Raw genomic sequence first — 15,990 nt, 5'->3', positions numbered from 1 at the left:
CACAGCGGAGTTCCATCGGGCGCCCATGCTATCCGCCGAGCCGGAAATACTTGGCGGTGGCTGAAAATTGAGAGCCGTCGGTCTCGATTTCTTCGAGAATTTTGGGCAGCAGCACTGAGGCAGGCGTTGGCGTCGAGAAGGCGGCCGACTGAATATCCTGAGGACCCGTGATCACCATGATGAGCTGCGGCACCGCCTTTCCGGCGGCCTTGTCGGCGGCGCCGAGGCCAATCGGAATGCTGAAGGTGGCCTTGTTGGGTTGTACGACGATGCGGTCGTCGAGATTGAACACCATGCCTTTGTGATCGATCAGCAGCACGCTGGACATGAGCCCGCCACGCGTCACCAGCGTGCCGCTGATCGGCGTGCCGTTCGGCACCGATGTCCGGTCGAGAACAAGCTGTGGCTTGTCGGCCGCGCTCTGCCCCAGAAAGCGCAGGAAGTTGGTGACTTCGCATTGGCTCGGCTCGATGAGGCGGACGCTGATGTCCGGCTCGACATGGAATTTTGCCTGGAAATCGCCGAGCATCCGTTCGAATGGCTGGACCGCTGTGCCAAACCCTTCGATCGCGGCGGCCGTGTCGGTCGCCGACGTCATGGTCGCATAGAAACAATCGCCGCCGCCGAAGTCGCGAACCCAGGAGACACGTTGCGCGACGTCGTCGACGACCGGTGGGATCGCTGGTTTGGGCACGTTCAAGGCTACGACGGGTTGGTCCGGCTGCTTCGCCGGCGCTGACGAGGCGTTTTGGCCCTCGGCACTGGCGGCATTCGTCGGGCTGGCAGTGGGTTTGGGCGCCGGCGGGGTCGCCTTGGGCGCCGCCGGCGGGCTGATCCGAGGCTCGGGCTTTTGGCTCTCCACAGTCTTCGGCTGGGCCGGCGGCGTCGAGACCTTCTCGGCTGGCGTGGTCGGAGCGCCCGCGTCGGGCGGCGAAGCCGACATTTGACTGTTGCTGGCCATCGCATTCGGCTGGGGTGCCGGCGATGTTTTTTCAGACGACTGAGTGGCCGTTGTCGATGGCTTCAGCGGTTCCACGGTTTGCGGTGGAAGGATGGGTTTCGCCGGCTCCGGTGTCTGCACGGTCTTGACATCCGGCTGGCTTCTGGCCGGTGGCGCGCTCGCCTCTGTTTGCGGCTGCGCTGCCGTTGCTGGCGGCTTCGGCGGTTCCTCGGCCTGCGGTTCGGCAGGCTTGGCCGCCGGCGGCTTTTGAACCGCCGTGGCATCTGGCTGTTCTTCAGCCGGCGGGACGCTGGGCTCCGGCTGCACGGGCGGAACTGGTTTTGCCGGCTCGGAGGCGCTCGCGACTTTGTCCGTTGAGACCGGATTTGATTTCTCCACTACCGGCTTCGATGGCTCGGGCGCGGAAAGCGATGTCTTGCCGGCAGTCGGCGTCGCAGGCGTCATCAAGCCGCTCAAATACAGGCCCGCGCCCGAGGCGACAGCCAGCGTCGCCAAGGCAGCAATCGCGATGGTTCGGGTCTTTGCGGGTTTTCCGGGGACATTACGGGTGGCCGTGGGCGGCGGGCCGGGGCGGGCCTGAGGCAGCGGTTCGGACAGATGCGCGGGTCGGACATGCGGGACGAAGCGTTGTTCGCCGGGGCCGGTTGCCGGCGGCGCGCCGTGTCCCGCGACATTGGAGGGCTGGGGCTGGGCCCTGGGATCCGGGACAAGGGTGTGCCCGGCTCGCGGCAAACCCGGCCGGTCGCGGGGGGTGATCGACGTCGGCGGCGTTGTTCCTTCCTCTTCGTCGCGCGTCATCCTGGCGATATCCGCCATGCTGGCTGGCCGGTCTCGCGGATCCGGTTGCAGCATGGCTTCGACAATGTCACGAAAATCGTCGTCGATGTCGGACAGATCAGGCACCGTCCGGCGCTTTTCGATGATCTCGAACTGTGATCCGCTCATGTCGATCGGCTTGCCGCGCAGGGCGGCGGCCAACACCAGCCCAAGGCTGTAGATATCGGACTGTTCACTGACGTCGCCGCTGTACAGTCCGAGCTGTTCGGGTGAAACGTAGTTGTATTTGCCCGCGAACTTTCCGCCGATCAGCGTCTCCCCGCCCACGGTCGCCGATCGTGCGATGCCGAAATCGATGATCTTTGCGCGGTCGACCCGGCCTCCCGGCAGGATGATGTTGTCGGGCGAGAGGTCGCGATGGATCGCGCCCGCCTGATGCACGGCACTCAGGCCGGATGCCAGGCGATGGCAGAGCCTGCGCACCGCTTCCGCCGGCATCGGGCCACGTCGCATGATGTCGAACAGCGACTCGCCGTCGACGAATTCCATGGCGAGATAGGGACGGCCGATCCCGGGATCGATGGTGAACACGTGGTAGCGCACGACCGCGTCATGGGACAAATGGTTGAGGATCGAGGCTTCCTTGCGGAACAGGGACAGGATCGTCTGGTCGCGGGCAAATTCGGGCAGCACGATCTTGATCGCGACATGGTCTCCGGTCTGGATGTTGTGGCCACGGTAGACCTCACCCATGCCGCCGAACGCGATCCGCTCGTCGAGCTCGTAGATGCCGCTGAGCTGCGTGCCGACCGCGGTGTTGGCCACTTGCGGCGATATTCGCGTCTTGTCGTCGGCGCTCATCAGCCTCGGCCCTCCGCCCTGGACAGATCAGGGTGGGGCGATTGTCCATTGCGCCCGTTTCCGATCTTCACCAGCACGATGGTGACATTGTCCGTTCCGCCTCGTGCCAGCACCGTCTCCAAAAGATTTTCACAGGCCGCCTGAGGCGTTGCCGACATCACCGCCGCCTCGATTTCGGCATCGGTGACATGCGCAGTCAGCCCATCGGTGCTCAAGACGAAAATGTCACCCGGCATCAGCTCGCCTTGCTGGAAGTCGATGACGAATTCGTCGCTGACGCCGACCGCATGCGTGATGACATTGCGGCGTGGCCAGGTGAGCGCCTCGGCCGCGCTGATCATGCCTCGATCCAGCAGTTCCTGCACTTCGGTGTGGTCTTTCGAAATCTGCGAGATCGAGGCATTCCGGATCAGGTAGACCCGGCTGTCGCCAGCCCACAGGCAGGCAAATCGCCCATCCATCGCCAACAGTGCGGCGACCGTGGAGCCGATGGTGATGCCGCGAGATTCCGATATCCTGCGGATTTCGGCATTGGCCCGGCTCAGCCTGTCCTCGAAGCGCGCCCGCAGATCCGGAGCAGAGCTTGCGATGCCGATCGTGGCCAGATGGTCGACAATGCTGGCAGAGGCGACCTCTCCGGCATCATGCCCCCCCATTCCGTCGGCCACCACCCAAAGCCCGGTTCGTGGCTCGAGCAGGTAATTGTCTTCGTTGACCTCGCGGACACAGCCTCTGTGGCTCACGCCGAAGCTGTCAAAGGGAAGGGCGACATCGTTCAATTTGCCACCAAACGCTTCTCAAGCGTCCTCTGCGGCGCACTCCCGGGCGCCGGCTCACGGCAGTCTGCCACAGGCTCGACCATTAGAGTATCGAAATTAAGGTCCGGGCGGCTGAGGCCCACGCCTGGCGCCACCGCTAGGGGAAGCTCGAAGCCCATCTCAAAACGCCTTCGGACAACTGAAACCGGACAATGCCGGAAGCAGGAAGGGGCTGGGACCGGAACCCGTCTGGATCGTATAGGCGACGTCGCGCCCACCGATCACGAAGCGCGCTTCGACATTGCCGTCGGTGCCGGTGATGGCAGCCTTGTCCATGAGCCGCTTCAGCGCCCACGGCCCTTCGAACTTGATGGTGGATTCGCGGCCTGGCATCTCCGGCGTCAGGCTCAGACTGGCGGATCCGGAGGTCGCTCCGCTCGGCCAGGTCACGATGCTTGGTGCGTTGCCTGCCTGGTTGCTCTGGACGGTCTGGCCATCCACATCGAGTATCGCCGCATCGGCATCGCCATGCAATGAGAACGGCGTGAAGGTAATGCTCACCGAAGGCGTCGAACCGCCCTGGGGAAAAAAGGCGCTGCGGATTTCGGCCGCGAGCTGGAAGTCTTTCAGTGTCGATTTCGACAGGTCGCGCCCGAAGCGCGCATCCTGCTTCCAGCTCCAGTCCTGGCCGGTCATGTCGATCAGCGACGCGAGGTTCTGCGCGAAGAACCGATCCATCAGTCCGCCCGGTGCGAACAGTCTCGCGAAATCCGCCATCGCCATGTCCTCGGCACTAGTGCCGGCGAAAGGATAACGGCCGTTGACCGCCGCTTCGCAAGGAGCCGTGACCGCCTGGTCGAGCATCTGGTTCAAATTCGCCACCGAGGTTTCCGTGACGTTGCCTTCGAACTCGTCCGCCGTCGCATTGACCATTCTGGCGAGCTGCTTCGGCAGACGCGAGACGTTGGCCCGAAGGGTGGCTATCTGCAGCTGCAGATTGGCATTGACCCGTTCCGTCTGCGAAGGCACGTCGGTCGCCATTTGCAGGCTCTGGTAGATATCGCGAAAATTCTGGGTCAAGGCATCGATCGGGCGATGTCCGGCAGGACCGCCCACCAAGGCCCGGAATGATCTGAACTGCGCTTCGATGTTGGCCCCGGGATTCTGGTTTTGCGCTGCTGCTGTCCCTGTGCCCGCACGGCTTTGCGATTTCCCGGTGGCGATTTGAATGCCGATGCGAGCCAGGCCCTTGGCCATGCTCGCGGCGTCGGGTGACTGGCCTTGAGCCGGGCCTCCTTCAACCCCGGTGCCTGAGTCCTTGCTGGACGCAGCGTTTTGCGTCAGGGCTGTTTCGTCGGCGATCGCGCTAAACAGCTGTTCGATCGGAGAGGTCGGCGAGGCGACGGCGGAAAGCGCGATATAGTGCGGCTTGTCCTTCAGCATCGGCTTGAATTTCAACGCGTCGAGAACGCTGTTCCAAGCCGGAGCGAATTCTTTCCCATAGCGGTCGAGAAGTTCGGGGCCGAGCTTCGGCAACTCCTGATCGATGCCGCCCTGCTCGCCGCCGCCGCCAACTACCCACTGGTCGTCGACGAGCGTCTGCGCAATGCGAGACAGCTGTCCGAGATAGAAATGGTTGAAGCCGGCCCAGGTATAAAGGCCGGGAACACGAAGGCCCGACAGGTCGCCACCATCGACACGCTCGAACAACAGTTGCGCTTCCGGTCCGCCTTTCACGGACACGGAAAAATCCTCCAGCGCTGCCGCATAGACCGCCGACTTGATCGATGCGGAGGCGCGATCGGCAAGGCTCATCCGCCCAAGCGTCCGCTGGGCGGCTTGGATCAGCGGCTGGTTCAGTTCGAAAACCGGATCATAGGCATCGTCCAGGGCAAGCATGGCGCGCAGGTGCTTTTCGAGCTGCTCGCGTCCTGCGCGGTTGTTTTCGCCTGGATAGCGGTTTTGTTCCCAATCCTGCTTCATCCAGGAAACGATCAACGCGTCGTCGACCTTCGGCGCCTTGCCGCCGAGCATCAGGTAGATTTTCAACGGCTCGTAGAGCGCGCCGGGATCGGCCATCTTGGCCTGGATGGTCCGCTCGGCCTGGATCAGCAGGCGCGATCGCAACATCCGTTCCAGCGCCTGCCGGTAAGCCGCCTTGGACGCCGAAAGCAGTCTCTCCCGCTGGCTGAGGCCGAACGTCTCCTCGATTGGTGTCGGCACGCCGCCGGTCTCGAATCCGGCCGGCAGATCGCGCAACTGGTCAAGTGGGCCAATGACGTTTTCGAGGTCGACATCGGTGACCTCGGTACTCCCGAGCAGCGCGTCCGCCGTCGTTCGATACTGGCCCATGGCCTGCGTGGTGGAGGCTATCAGCGACCTGTTGGCCGTGAAGCTCAGGGCCAGGGTGCCAAGGGCCGCCGCCGCGATCAACGCGATGGCGCAAAGTCCTGCAAATCTGGCGATCGCCGCACGTCTTACAGCCGATTTGTCGTAGGAGACCCATCCGGATTCGGCAAAAATGACGCCCGTCAGCAGATCATGCAAGAAGAAGCTTTTGCCGGTTCGGGACATATGGGCCCGGGAATTGCCGCCGAAGCTTCGGCCGATCGCACCCAACACCTGATCTATTGGGGTTCCCTCTTGCGTGCCTGAGGAGAAATAGAGTCCGCGCAGGCTGACATTCACCTGGCTGCGGGCTGGATCGAACAGGCCGGCGATAAAATGCGCAACGCGGCCCCTCAACGCGCTAAACTGCGCCGGAAAGCCAAAGACGGATATGCGCGCGGCCGGGTCGGCCTCTTCCTGAAGCCGGTCGGGCAACTCCTCGACCAGGCGTCTTGCCAGCGCATCGAATTCGGCCGGAGCCTCGGCCGCCATGTTCTTGGTGCGATCGCTGGTCTGGAATGTCGCGCCCCAGACCTTGCGCCGGCGCGGCTCGTCGAAAGCGCCGAAATAGTCCATGAACCCGGAAACAAGATCGGCCTTGGTGAAGAGCAGATACACCGGAAACTGGATTTTCAGCGTCTCGTGGATTTCCCGCAGGCGACTGCGGATATCGACGACATGAGCGTCAAGCTGCTGATCGTCGAGCCCGATGAGATCGGCAAGGCTGATGGCCAGGATGACGCCGTTTATCGGTTGGCGTGTGCGGTATGTCTTGAGCAGCGACAGGAAGGCGAGCCAGCTCTTCTTGTCGCTCTCGGCATTGGAATCCTGCGTCGTGTAGCGTCCGGCGGTGTCGATCATCACGGCCTGGTCGGTAAACCACCAGTCGCAGGCGCGCGTTCCGCCGACGCCGGCGACTGGCTGGGCATCGCCCGAACCGGCCAGCGGAAAATTCAGGCCCGAATTGACCAGTGCTGTCGTCTTACCCGCGCCGGGCGGACCGATGATGATGTACCAGGGAATCTCATAGAGGAAGTTGCGTTTGCCGCTCGACCGTTTGAGCGCGGCGATCGCCTCGTTCATGCGCGCCTCGAGCACCTGCGAGTCCTCATTCCTGTCGTCGTTGCGGGCGACGGCGGTCTCCAGCGCCTGCTGCGCCTTGTGCATCCGCCAGAAACGCAATCCGTAGAAGAGCGCCACGGCGGCCACGATCACGCAGATGATTGCGGCACGCAGCCAGGCAGGCCCGAGCGGACGGCTATCGGCGAAACGGATCAGAGGTCCGGCAAACCACACTGCCGCCGAAAAACCGGCCAGCGCGATCATGCTGAATATCCGCAGCAGCCAACGCGTCATCGGCGCTTCCACTCGGCCCTGCTCACAATGTTTCCTCCCGGGCGATCATCACATCGACACGGCGGTTCTTGGCGCGGCCTTCCGCCGTCGCATTGTCGGCGATCGGCTCGTCCTCGCCCTTGCCGTCCACCGTCAGCCGCGAAGGATCGCTGAACTTCGCCGCCATCATTGTTTCGACGGCCTTCGCCCGGGCGACGGAAAGATCGAAGTTGGACTTGAACGGGCTCGATTTTCGCGGCTTCACATTGTCCGTATGCCCCACGATCCTGATTGGTCCGCGCTCGGCTTCCAGCGCCGCTGCGATGTCAGCGGCAATGGGCTGGAATTCTGGTTTGGCGTCGGCTTTGCCGGACTGGAACAGCAGAAGATTGTTGATTTCCACGACGATGAAGTTGCCCTTCGTGCTGATGGCCAGCCCGCCGCCTTCGACGTCCTTGGCCAACGCCGAACGGATGCGATCGATCTGCGTGGTTGTAGCTTGGGGTGGGGCAACTTTCACCGGCTCCGCCAACGGCGCCACGCTGGCGCGCTCGATGGCGATCGGCGTCGAAGGGTTGAGTGCCAGCAATTCACCAGCGGCGGCGTCGCCTTCATTGGTGATGAAGATCCGCAACGCGAAGAACGCCGCTGTCAGCAGTGCCGACGCCGCTGCCGCAACGACCCAGAGCGGAAGCCGTGTCGACGATTGAGCCACCGTCGCCGCCAGGCCCTGCCAGCGGGGCGAGATGTCTTCGGCCGCGCGGGGTCTGAAATAGCGAAGCGTTTCATAGACGTCTCGTCGAACGCGCTCGAGACTGGTGTCGTCGCGTATCAGGCCTCGATACTGGCCCTCATACCCGAGCGACAGGCAGACATGCATGAGTTCGAGCAGGTCGTAATGCGCCTCCGGGCTGGCCAGGATTTTGTTCAGCGCTTCGAAAAAGCCCGTGCCGTTGGGCTCGACGTGGAAGAACTGCGACAGCATGCTGTGCTGCGCCCAGGCGTCTTTGCGCGGCCAGGGCAGGTTGCCGATGAGATCGTCGGCGGTTTCGCAAAGGACAAATTTCGCGATCCGCGCATCCTCCTCGGCAGCGCATGATTTCTCCAGTACCCTGTCGAATTTATCGATCGCCTCGGCGACATGTTCGGCCAATGGGTCCGCCTGTCTCTCGACGGGGACAAGCCTGAACTGGCCGAACAGCATCAGCAACGGTGCCGCCGCCGCAAGGATCGGGTTTTCCGCGCAATAGCGGACATTGTCGGTGAGATTGAACAGGGCCTCCTGCCGCAGGGCCGGCGTGGGTGTTGTCGCGGAAGCGCCGCCTCCTGCCGGCACGGAAGCCTGATAAATCACCGTCCCGGATGTCCAGCCCGGCGGTGTATGCCGACCGATGCCGGGATCGAACACGGTCCGCGAGCCGCCATCCGCGACGGGTACCTCAGGGGCCGGCGCTGGTTTTCGCTCACGTCGTGGCGTGGCGCGAATAACGGTCTTGCCCGCCGGAGTGGAAGGATCGTCCTTCGAGCTCATCGCCGATCGTCCGTTTTCTGCTTGTCGGCCTTGGCATAGGCTTCGCTGAAATAGGCCAGGAATATGTCCAGCATGCCGTTCTCGTGCGCTTCCTCCATGGTTCGCCACGTCGCGACGGAAGCGTCCCAGGCCTGGCTCTTCTTCGACGAGAATGACGTCGGCGGGAGCTTTCTTCCGATCGCTTCGGGGGACAGGTCGTCGAGCAGCCGCGACAGCGCCGCCTGCATGGCGGCATAGGTGGCGAATTCGTGCGTCTTGAGATCGCGGAACGCATCCTCGATGCTGCGCCTGGCATCGAGATAGCCGGCCCGGCGCCGTGCGAACATGATTTCGAGGATGTCGTCGGTTCCCGGAACGAACTTCAGCGGATTGTTGTCGGCGGCGCTGATCATCGTTCGCTGCGTGCTCTTGGCCAGCATTTTGGCGGCCGCGCGCGCCTTCAGCAGCACGGCGAGTTCCTCCACGACCGTCCTCAGCACAGCGCCGATTTCGGCGGCAACTTCATGCGGGTCGCGCGATTGCAGCAATTCCGGCGAGATGCCGGCTCCGATCGCGATTTCCCGCAGCACTTCGTCCCTGGTCGAGGGCAAAGGCGGTTGCGATGGGAACGTCGATGGTGGAACCCGCTGCCCGGACCGTTGCTCCGTGGCATCGAAGAATGGCCCCTGTCCGAATTCCAGCGGCCGACCTTCCGCGACCGGCATTTCGCGCTGCGTCGAACCGTGGCTGGGATGACCGGTCGCGGCGCGCTCCTCGTCGATCGACACGAAGATGACATAGCGGCCAATCAGCATCCGGTCGCCGTTGGCCATCCGATGCGGGCCGATCATGCGCTGGTTTGATCCGTTGATGTAGGTTCCGTTGCGCGAGACGTCATGCAGCCAGAACGCGCCTGCCTCGTAGCGGACCTCGCAATGCCGGCCGGAGATGAACTTGTCGGGGTCCGACAAGGTCCAGTCGCAAGCATCGCGCCCGATTTCGAAGCTGCGATCCCGCGCCGCGTAGCCGGTCGGGATGCCCGCAGGCAAGGCGTCGACATTGTTGATTTGCAAACTGATGTACATCCAGGGTCGCCGTCGAGCACTGACCGATACTCCACATTCTAGCAGTTTGCACATCCAACAGGACAGCAGCGTTTCGAGGCGATGCGTCGACATGGTAAGGTTTTTCCGCCGTGCCTCCTCTTTGGCCGGCGCGACAACATGTGGTAGGCTCAACATGGCCTGATGCGGCGGGCCTGAAAAGTTCCTGGGTAGATGGCGGGAACTTCAAACCCACCGCGTCGGCGGCCGCGTCCAGGAGGGGCACGACCCATGCCGAACGAACGTGCCACGGTTGTGCAGACACCGGTCGGCGCCGAGCTGACCTTCACGCATCTTGTCGGCCGCGACGAGATCAGCCGTTGCTTTGCCTATACCGTCGGGTTTGTCGGCCCCAGCTCCGACATCGATCCGCTGAAGATGCTGGGGGGTATGGTTTCGGTCGAAGGTGAATCCGACCCGAAACGGTGGTTCAGCGGCCTGGTGTCGGAATTTCGCCTGACCCGCATCGAAGACCGCCTGGCCTACTACGAAGCGGTCGTCAGGCCGTGGCTCTGGTTCCTCGGCAACACCACTGATTGCCGCATCTTTCAGAACATGACCGCTGTCGAGATCGTCGAGAAGATCTTCTCGAAATACGGTACGGCGAAATTCGAGAAGCGACTGCAAGGGTCGTACCCTTCGCGCGAATACTGCGTGCAGTTCGACGAGAGCGATCTGGATTTCGTACAGCGCCTGCTCGAGCACGAAGGCATCTTCTATTTCTTCGAGCATGACGAGGGCAAGCACACGCTCGTGCTGTGCGATGCGATGAGCAAGCTGAAGCCGGCGCCGGGTTACGAGAAGATACCTTATAACTTCGAGGGACACGCTTCGCGGCGCGATGTTGAATACATCACCGAATGGATTCCAGGGAGTTCGGTACGGCCGGGGGCCTATGCCCATACCGACTATGATTTCAAGAAGCCCGGCGCCGACCTGATGGCGAAGTCCGCCCAGCCGTTCAGCCACAAGGAAGCCTCCGGCGAGAATTATCGCCAGCCCGGCGCCCATCTCGATGTGGGGCGCGGCGACACCCTGGCCGGCATCCGGCGCGAGGAACTCCAGGCCGTGCACCAGCGCATCACGGCCGTCGGCACCGTTCGCGGCCTCCATTCGGGCTGTACTTTCAAGCTGGAAAGCTTTCCGCGCGACGACCAGAACCAGGAGTACCTGGTTGTTAGCGCCGAATACAGGCTGTTCGATCCGGGCTACAGAACCCAGAACGAAGCCCACAGCGAGAATTTCAAGGTCGTGCTGGGCGTCGCGCCGACAGCCTTGCCCTATCGTGCTCCGCGGATCACGGCGCGGCCGATCATGCGCGGCCCGCAGACGGCGACGGTGGTCGGCCCTTCGGGCGAAGAGATATTCACCGACAAATACGCTCGGGTGAAAGTGCAGTTCCACTGGGACCGCCTGGGCAAGAAGAACGAAAACAGTTCCTGCTTCGTCCGTGTCTCGCAGACCTGGGCCGGCAGCGGCTGGGGTTTCGTCCAGATACCGCGTATCGGCCAGGAGGTGATCGTCGACTTCCTCGAAGGCGATCCCGATCTGCCGATCATCACCGGCAGGGTCTACAACGCCTCGCAGATGCCGCCCTACGGCTTGCCGGGCAACGCAACGCAATCGGGCTGGAAATCCAATTCCTCGAAAGGCGGCGGCGGTTACAACGAGCTGATGTTCGAGGACAAGGCCGGCTCCGAGTTGGTCAACTTCCAGGCGCAGAAGGACCACAACCTTCTGATCAAGCACGACCGCACCAAGCTCGTCCAGCACGACCAGTCCGACCGCATCGACCACGACGCCAAGCATTCCGTCGGCCACAACCTCGACGAGGACGTCGGCAACAACAAGACGGTCAAGGTCGGCGTCGACCAGACCACGAATATCGGCTCGAACGATACCGAGACGGTGGGCAAGAACCGCTCGCTGACGGTGGGGGCGAATGAGACGATCAGCATCGGTTCGAACTCGACGGAGACGATCGGCTCCAACCACTCGCAGACGGTGGGGATTGTCCAGACAGTGACTGTTGGCGCGGCTCGCATCGATACGGTCGGGGCCTCCGAGACACGAAGCGTTGGCGGGCCGCAGACAAACACCATCGGCGCGACACGGTCGGTCACGGTTGGCGCGGCGCAAAGTCACGATATTGGGGCAGCGGACAGCTGGAACATTGCGGCGGCGCAGTCCGTCAATGTCGGCGCAGATCAGAGTTTCGCTGTCGGCGGGGCGCAGACTTCGGAGATCGGGAAGGGCCGCAGCGCTAAGATTGCCGAAGATGATGCGACAGAGGTCGGCGGCTCCCGCGCACTTAAGATCGCAAAAGGCAGCTTGCTAGAGGTCGGCGAAGATGGCGCCATCAAGATTGGCAAGGATTTGTTGATCGAGGCTGGCGACTCAATTGTGATCAAGTGCGGCTCGGCGGCGATCTCGATGAAGAAGGACGGCACCATTAATATCGAAGGCAAGGATATTACTATCAAGGGGTCCGGCAAGATCGATGTCAAAGCGTCGAGCGACATTACGATGAAGGGCTCGAAGATAAATCAGAATTGAGGCTCACATGGCTGACATAAAGGACCGGGTTGATGGGGTGGTTATCGGCATTTTCCTCGGCTTCGACGACAGCGCCCCGCTGGTGGTGTTTCCGGGCAACCCTGAGGAAACGGCCCTGCCTGCTCGCAGCCTGGCCGAATTGTCTTCAGAGATGATCGGTTCGGAAGTCGCGTTGTTGTTTGAGAACGGCGATCTGCGAAAACCGCTGATCGTCGGCAGGATCGTTGATCCAGTTAGGAAGCCGACAGACACTCATATCATCCGTGACGGCGAGACAGTGAAGATAACTGCCAGCGAGCGACTGGAGTTGCGCTGCGGCAAATCGGTTATCATTATGGAAAAAGACGGCCATTTGACCGTTCGTGGAACATATGTTGTCAGCCATGCCACTGCCACAAACCGCATCCGCGGCGGCTCGGTGAATCTGAACTGATGCCGGCGCCGGTTCTTCCCGATATTTTGCGGCAGCATGCAGAACAGGCGGCGTTCCTGTGGACGGTTTACGACCGCGCGCTGCTTTTCCCCGAGGAAAACCCGGAACTTGACGCGTTGCGCCTATCGCGCCTGCTCGAGCGGCTGGAGGCGCACCTGGACGGGTTGCGTGTTGCAGGGCCCGATGGCTTGAGTATCGCGAGGGAACGGTATGGGGAATACCCCGAAGCGGGGGAACTGTTCGTTCTGCGGATGCTAACGCCGGGGTCGGAACGGCTCCGGGTGGCCAATTTGGACCTGGTCAGGGTCAGGGCCTATCTGGCTGAGACGCTTCAAGGCGGTCGCTAGCCGCCGTACCGGGTCATGTCGAGGCGGCTCAGGAAGATGTTGCCGTCATAGCCGAATTGAAATCCCGACCATTCCGTGCCGTCGAAGACGAAGATTTCCTTCCAGCCCGCTACCACCAACTTTTCGGGTGAAGTATGCATGGCGAAGGCGTGCCGAAGCTCGCGGAAAGGCACGACATTGTCGCCGTCCTGGATGTTCAGGCCCCAATTGGCGTCGCTCCAATAGCGGCGGCCCTTGAAGCTGCGGATGCAAAAAAAGTCGCGCTCGGGCGCCGCAAGCTCGATCAGTTCCCCGTCGCGAAGCGCCAGTGCGAGGCCATCCGTGCCGCCGAGGTGGACTAGTCCTTCATTGGTGACTTCAAGCGTGGTGAAAGAGCGCTGGTCGGGCAGTTCAATCTGTTCCCAGGCGCGGCCTCGCAAGCGCAACACAGTGCCTTCATCGCCGCAAGCGTGAATCAGGTCAGGGCTTGGGCCGTGGATATCGCTCAAGGCCAAATCGTTTAACGGTGGAACCAACTCCCACGCGCCCCCGTCGCGCAGGTAGCAGACGCCCTCATCGCCTACTACATATTGCGGACCGCCATCGATATGGTAGATCCGTCGCAAGACGCCTTCAGGCAGATTGGTGATGCTGTCGCCGTCCGGCGTCAGATCATGCATCTTTCCGCCGATCTGCAGCGCGAGGTGACGGTCCACGGCAAGGCTGGCATGCGACATGAACGTTTTTTCGATCTGCTTGCGGATCGTGAACGTCAGCGTCTTGCCGAAGTCGATCTCGAGCAGGTAGGACCGGAAGTATTCTTCGTCATGGTCGGACAGCTCGAAACTGGCGGAATACCGCGTGCCGCCGAGATGAAAACCCTCGATTGCCTCGATATGGATTTCTTCCGGCGAAAGTTCGTCGATCGGATTGCTCGTTTCCATGCTTCTGTCTCCCTAGTACGAATTGACCCGGAGTTTCGTGGCCCTCATTTCGGTCTTGGTGGGCTGCCGTTTTCCGCCCGGTGCCTTTGGATCCTTAACCGGTTCAGCCACCGCCTGCAGGTAGGCCATCAGAATGGTTTCCATACAGTCCAGCGCCTCATCCTGCTTCTCGTTCGGCTTCAGCTTTTTTATCCGTGGATCGTGGGCGCGGTAGGCTGCTTTTGTCTTGTCGACCGCAGTGCCCAGCGTCGGAGTATCGTTCTTCTCCAGGAAATCCCGCATCGCGGTGGTCTTCTTGTTGTGCGGCGTTCCCCTCTTCGGCCCATCTGCGCCTGCTGGCTTAGAATGATCGTCCTCGTGCCAGGATTGCATGCAAACGCACGGCGCGCCGGCTGTGGTGTAATTCTTCCATGGCTTGTAGTTCGTGCCATCCTTCCGTTTGGTCTGCATCATCTGGTTTTCGAAATAGTGCTCGGACTCGTCCGGACTTTCACAGGGCGACTCGCCGTGGACGTGGATCTGCATCCCGATCTTGTTCAGTATCTTGGCGCATACCATGACCGCCGGGTTCGCCTTGCAGATTTCCGGCCAGGGTCCTGTATTCCCGATCGGCGACGCGTGGTTGTGCGTCGCCAGGTCGCTGAACCGGATCACTGGCTCGCCGTCGAATTTCACGTCATTCGACCAGGAATTGAAATATTTCTTGCCGGTGTTCTTCGAAGTGATGACGCCCTTCTTTGCTGCGCACCCAGCCTCGGTACCGGAAGTCTTCGACTCGTCGGACTTGTTCTTGATATTGACAGTCTCGCCGCCGATAAAAACGGTGCCTGTGCCGCTTTCGGTGTCCGAAGCCATGCCGAAGCTCGGATAGGGGACCGGCACGCCGGGCGGCGTCGCGGGATTTTCCGGCGGCGTGAAGCAGACGTCGGGCATGGCGGCGATCGTCTGCGCCTGCACCGCCTTGCCGGATATTTCCAGCCCGTTAGCGAAGACGCCCGACATCAGGCGGCCCTCCTCGCAACGGAGGGCTGGACATCGTGCAGGACTGCTGCCCCGCAAGCGCCGTCGTCGCCCGACGCCTCTATCAGTACCGGGGTGCCTGGGGCATAGCCTTTGACCGCCGCGGTCAGCGCCATGCCGAGCATCGCCGGCACAACCGCCGCGCCGACATTGCCGAGGTTCTCGCCTGGGCTCCAGAAGTCCTGAAACGCGGTCCGTCCGCGTTCCAGGCGGAGGCTCGCGAGCGTCGATTGCTTGAAGAAGAATTGCTCACCGATAAGGTCGCCGATCCGGTATTCGACATGCGCCAGATCGACATTGGCCGCATCCATCGCCGCCTTGTAGGCCGCCGTCATCCCGTCGCCGCGCAGAGGCAGGTGCGTACCCTCTTCGCCGAGACCGTTATAGATGAAGGCTGGTTCGCGGGCGAGGCCGAGCCCAGTCAGGCGCAACGCGCCACTTCGGCCGACCAGAACAGCCGCCGCCGCTTCGCCGGGGATGAACCCATTGGGGTTCTCGGCGCCGAGCAACCGCTGCGCGTCTAGATAGTGAGTGATGCCCGCAATGGTCAGGTAGCTGTCGACACCAAGGATCAGGACATGGCCCGCCGTGCCATCGGTCAGCAATTTGCGGGCGCGATCGAGCGCCACAAAACCTGACGGGCGCCCATGGGCGATCATTTGGGTTCGGGTGCGAACTGGCAAGTCGACGATGGCGGCAAGGTCACGCAGGAAGGCTTCCGGATCGGTCACCGGACGACCGGGGCGGGTGTCTTCGGCGAGGCAAAGAAGGAGGACCAGGTCGTCCTCCGCGCCCGGTGCGGCGGCGAGCGCGTCCAGCATCGCCCCTGCAGCAAGACGCACCATCCGCTTCTGACCGATCCACAGGCGGGGCAGCGGCACCGGGGCGCCGATCAGCCAATTGCTGTCGAGGCCGAGGAAGCGGGTTTCCCGAAATCCATCCAGCCTTGCCCGCATCGCCGCACAGCTAGACGGTGCGTCGAGACCGACCGCCGTCACCATGCCAGTCGAGACGATGT

11 protein-coding genes are annotated in these 15,990 nt (G+C 62.3%); 3 read left to right on the top strand and 8 right to left on the bottom strand.

From position 1 onward, the window contains the following. Positions 1 to 28: 28 nt before the first annotated feature. From A3AU_RS0129375 to tagH, 5 genes are all read right to left on the bottom strand, one after another. Positions 29 to 2,599 carry a serine/threonine-protein kinase gene (locus tag A3AU_RS0129375; RefSeq protein WP_027056082.1) on the bottom strand — a complete coding sequence of 857 codons (2,571 nt, stop codon included), beginning with the start codon at positions 2,597 to 2,599 and terminating at the stop codon, positions 29 to 31. Beyond that, positions 2,599 to 3,378 (bottom strand): PP2C family protein-serine/threonine phosphatase, encoded by a 780-nt coding sequence (locus A3AU_RS0129370; RefSeq protein WP_027056081.1) that lies wholly within the window; start codon positions 3,376 to 3,378, stop codon positions 2,599 to 2,601. Before A3AU_RS0129370 ends, A3AU_RS0129375 begins: the two co-directional genes overlap by 1 nt. 159 nt (positions 3,379 to 3,537) lie before the next feature. Continuing rightward, entirely contained in the window at positions 3,538 to 7,101 is a 3,564-nt protein-coding gene (tssM, locus tag A3AU_RS0129360; protein ID WP_027056080.1) for a type VI secretion system membrane subunit TssM, read from the bottom strand. Positions 7,102 to 7,123: 22 nt separating this feature from the next. Then, positions 7,124 to 8,611, bottom strand: coding sequence for a type VI secretion system protein TssL, long form (gene tssL / locus A3AU_RS0129355; protein WP_027056079.1), 1,488 nt, complete (start codon positions 8,609 to 8,611; stop codon positions 7,124 to 7,126). After that, positions 8,608 to 9,675: a type VI secretion system-associated FHA domain protein TagH gene (tagH, locus tag A3AU_RS0129350; RefSeq protein ID WP_027056078.1), complete on the bottom strand. Its 1,068-nt coding sequence runs from the start codon at positions 9,673 to 9,675 to the stop codon at positions 8,608 to 8,610. Before tagH ends, tssL begins: the two co-directional genes overlap by 4 nt. A 249-nt stretch (positions 9,676 to 9,924) precedes the next feature. Between tagH and A3AU_RS0129345 the strand changes: the two genes are divergently transcribed. Genes A3AU_RS0129345 through A3AU_RS0129335 form a run of 3 tightly spaced genes read left to right on the top strand, consistent with a single transcriptional unit; the run spans position 9,925 to position 13,029 of the window. Next, a complete protein-coding gene (locus tag A3AU_RS0129345) occupies positions 9,925 to 12,249 on the top strand; it encodes a type VI secretion system Vgr family protein (RefSeq protein WP_027056077.1) in 2,325 nt (774 codons plus the stop codon). 7 nt (positions 12,250 to 12,256) lie between these two features. After that, positions 12,257 to 12,682 (top strand): DUF6484 domain-containing protein, encoded by a 426-nt coding sequence (locus tag A3AU_RS0129340; RefSeq protein ID WP_027056076.1) that lies wholly within the window; start codon positions 12,257 to 12,259, stop codon positions 12,680 to 12,682. Further along, positions 12,682 to 13,029: a hypothetical protein gene (locus A3AU_RS0129335; RefSeq protein ID WP_027056075.1), complete on the top strand. Its 348-nt coding sequence runs from the start codon at positions 12,682 to 12,684 to the stop codon at positions 13,027 to 13,029. Before A3AU_RS0129340 ends, A3AU_RS0129335 begins: the two co-directional genes overlap by 1 nt. Here the strand turns inward: A3AU_RS0129335 and A3AU_RS0129330 are convergent. Genes A3AU_RS0129330 through A3AU_RS01000000136270 form a run of 3 tightly spaced genes read right to left on the bottom strand, consistent with a single transcriptional unit; the run spans position 13,026 to position 15,973 of the window. Then, positions 13,026 to 13,952 carry a beta propeller repeat protein gene (locus A3AU_RS0129330; RefSeq protein WP_027056074.1) on the bottom strand — a complete coding sequence of 309 codons (927 nt, stop codon included), beginning with the start codon at positions 13,950 to 13,952 and terminating at the stop codon, positions 13,026 to 13,028. The two genes, A3AU_RS0129335 and A3AU_RS0129330, sit on opposite strands and share 4 nt — an antisense overlap. Before the next feature lie 12 nt (positions 13,953 to 13,964). Further along, positions 13,965 to 14,954: a DUF4150 domain-containing protein gene (locus A3AU_RS01000000136275; RefSeq protein ID WP_032918332.1), complete on the bottom strand. Its 990-nt coding sequence runs from the start codon at positions 14,952 to 14,954 to the stop codon at positions 13,965 to 13,967. Further along, a complete protein-coding gene (locus tag A3AU_RS01000000136270) occupies positions 14,954 to 15,973 on the bottom strand; it encodes a 3-oxoacyl-ACP synthase (protein WP_245235595.1) in 1,020 nt (339 codons plus the stop codon). The genes A3AU_RS01000000136275 and A3AU_RS01000000136270 overlap by 1 nt, the downstream gene beginning before the upstream one ends. Positions 15,974 to 15,990: the final 17 nt, after the last annotated feature.

The sequence above is a fragment of the Mesorhizobium erdmanii USDA 3471 genome (assembly GCF_000472705.1).
In the GTDB taxonomy this organism is placed as follows: Bacteria; Pseudomonadota; Alphaproteobacteria; order Rhizobiales; family Rhizobiaceae; genus Mesorhizobium; species Mesorhizobium erdmanii.
Note: the sequence above shows the minus strand (reverse complement) of the source record. Positions and strands in the feature narration are given on the sequence as shown.

Coding starts and splice junctions, on each gene's coding strand:
- A3AU_RS0129345 (WP_027056077.1), top strand. CDS start 9,925: ATGCCGAACGAACGTGCCACGGTTGTGCAGACACCGGTCGGCGCCGAG.
- tssL (WP_027056079.1), bottom strand. CDS start 8,611: ATGAGCTCGAAGGACGATCCTTCCACTCCGGCGGGCAAGACCGTTATT.
- A3AU_RS0129340 (WP_027056076.1), top strand. CDS start 12,257: ATGGCTGACATAAAGGACCGGGTTGATGGGGTGGTTATCGGCATTTTC.
- tssM (WP_027056080.1), bottom strand. CDS start 7,101: ATGACGCGTTGGCTGCTGCGGATATTCAGCATGATCGCGCTGGCCGGT.
- A3AU_RS0129330 (WP_027056074.1), bottom strand. CDS start 13,952: ATGGAAACGAGCAATCCGATCGACGAACTTTCGCCGGAAGAAATCCAT.
- A3AU_RS0129335 (WP_027056075.1), top strand. CDS start 12,682: ATGCCGGCGCCGGTTCTTCCCGATATTTTGCGGCAGCATGCAGAACAG.
- A3AU_RS0129375 (WP_027056082.1), bottom strand. CDS start 2,599: ATGAGCGCCGACGACAAGACGCGAATATCGCCGCAAGTGGCCAACACC.
- tagH (WP_027056078.1), bottom strand. CDS start 9,675: ATGTACATCAGTTTGCAAATCAACAATGTCGACGCCTTGCCTGCGGGC.
- A3AU_RS01000000136270 (WP_245235595.1), bottom strand. CDS start 15,973: ATGGTGACGGCGGTCGGTCTCGACGCACCGTCTAGCTGTGCGGCGATG.
- A3AU_RS01000000136275 (WP_032918332.1), bottom strand. CDS start 14,954: ATGTCGGGCGTCTTCGCTAACGGGCTGGAAATATCCGGCAAGGCGGTG.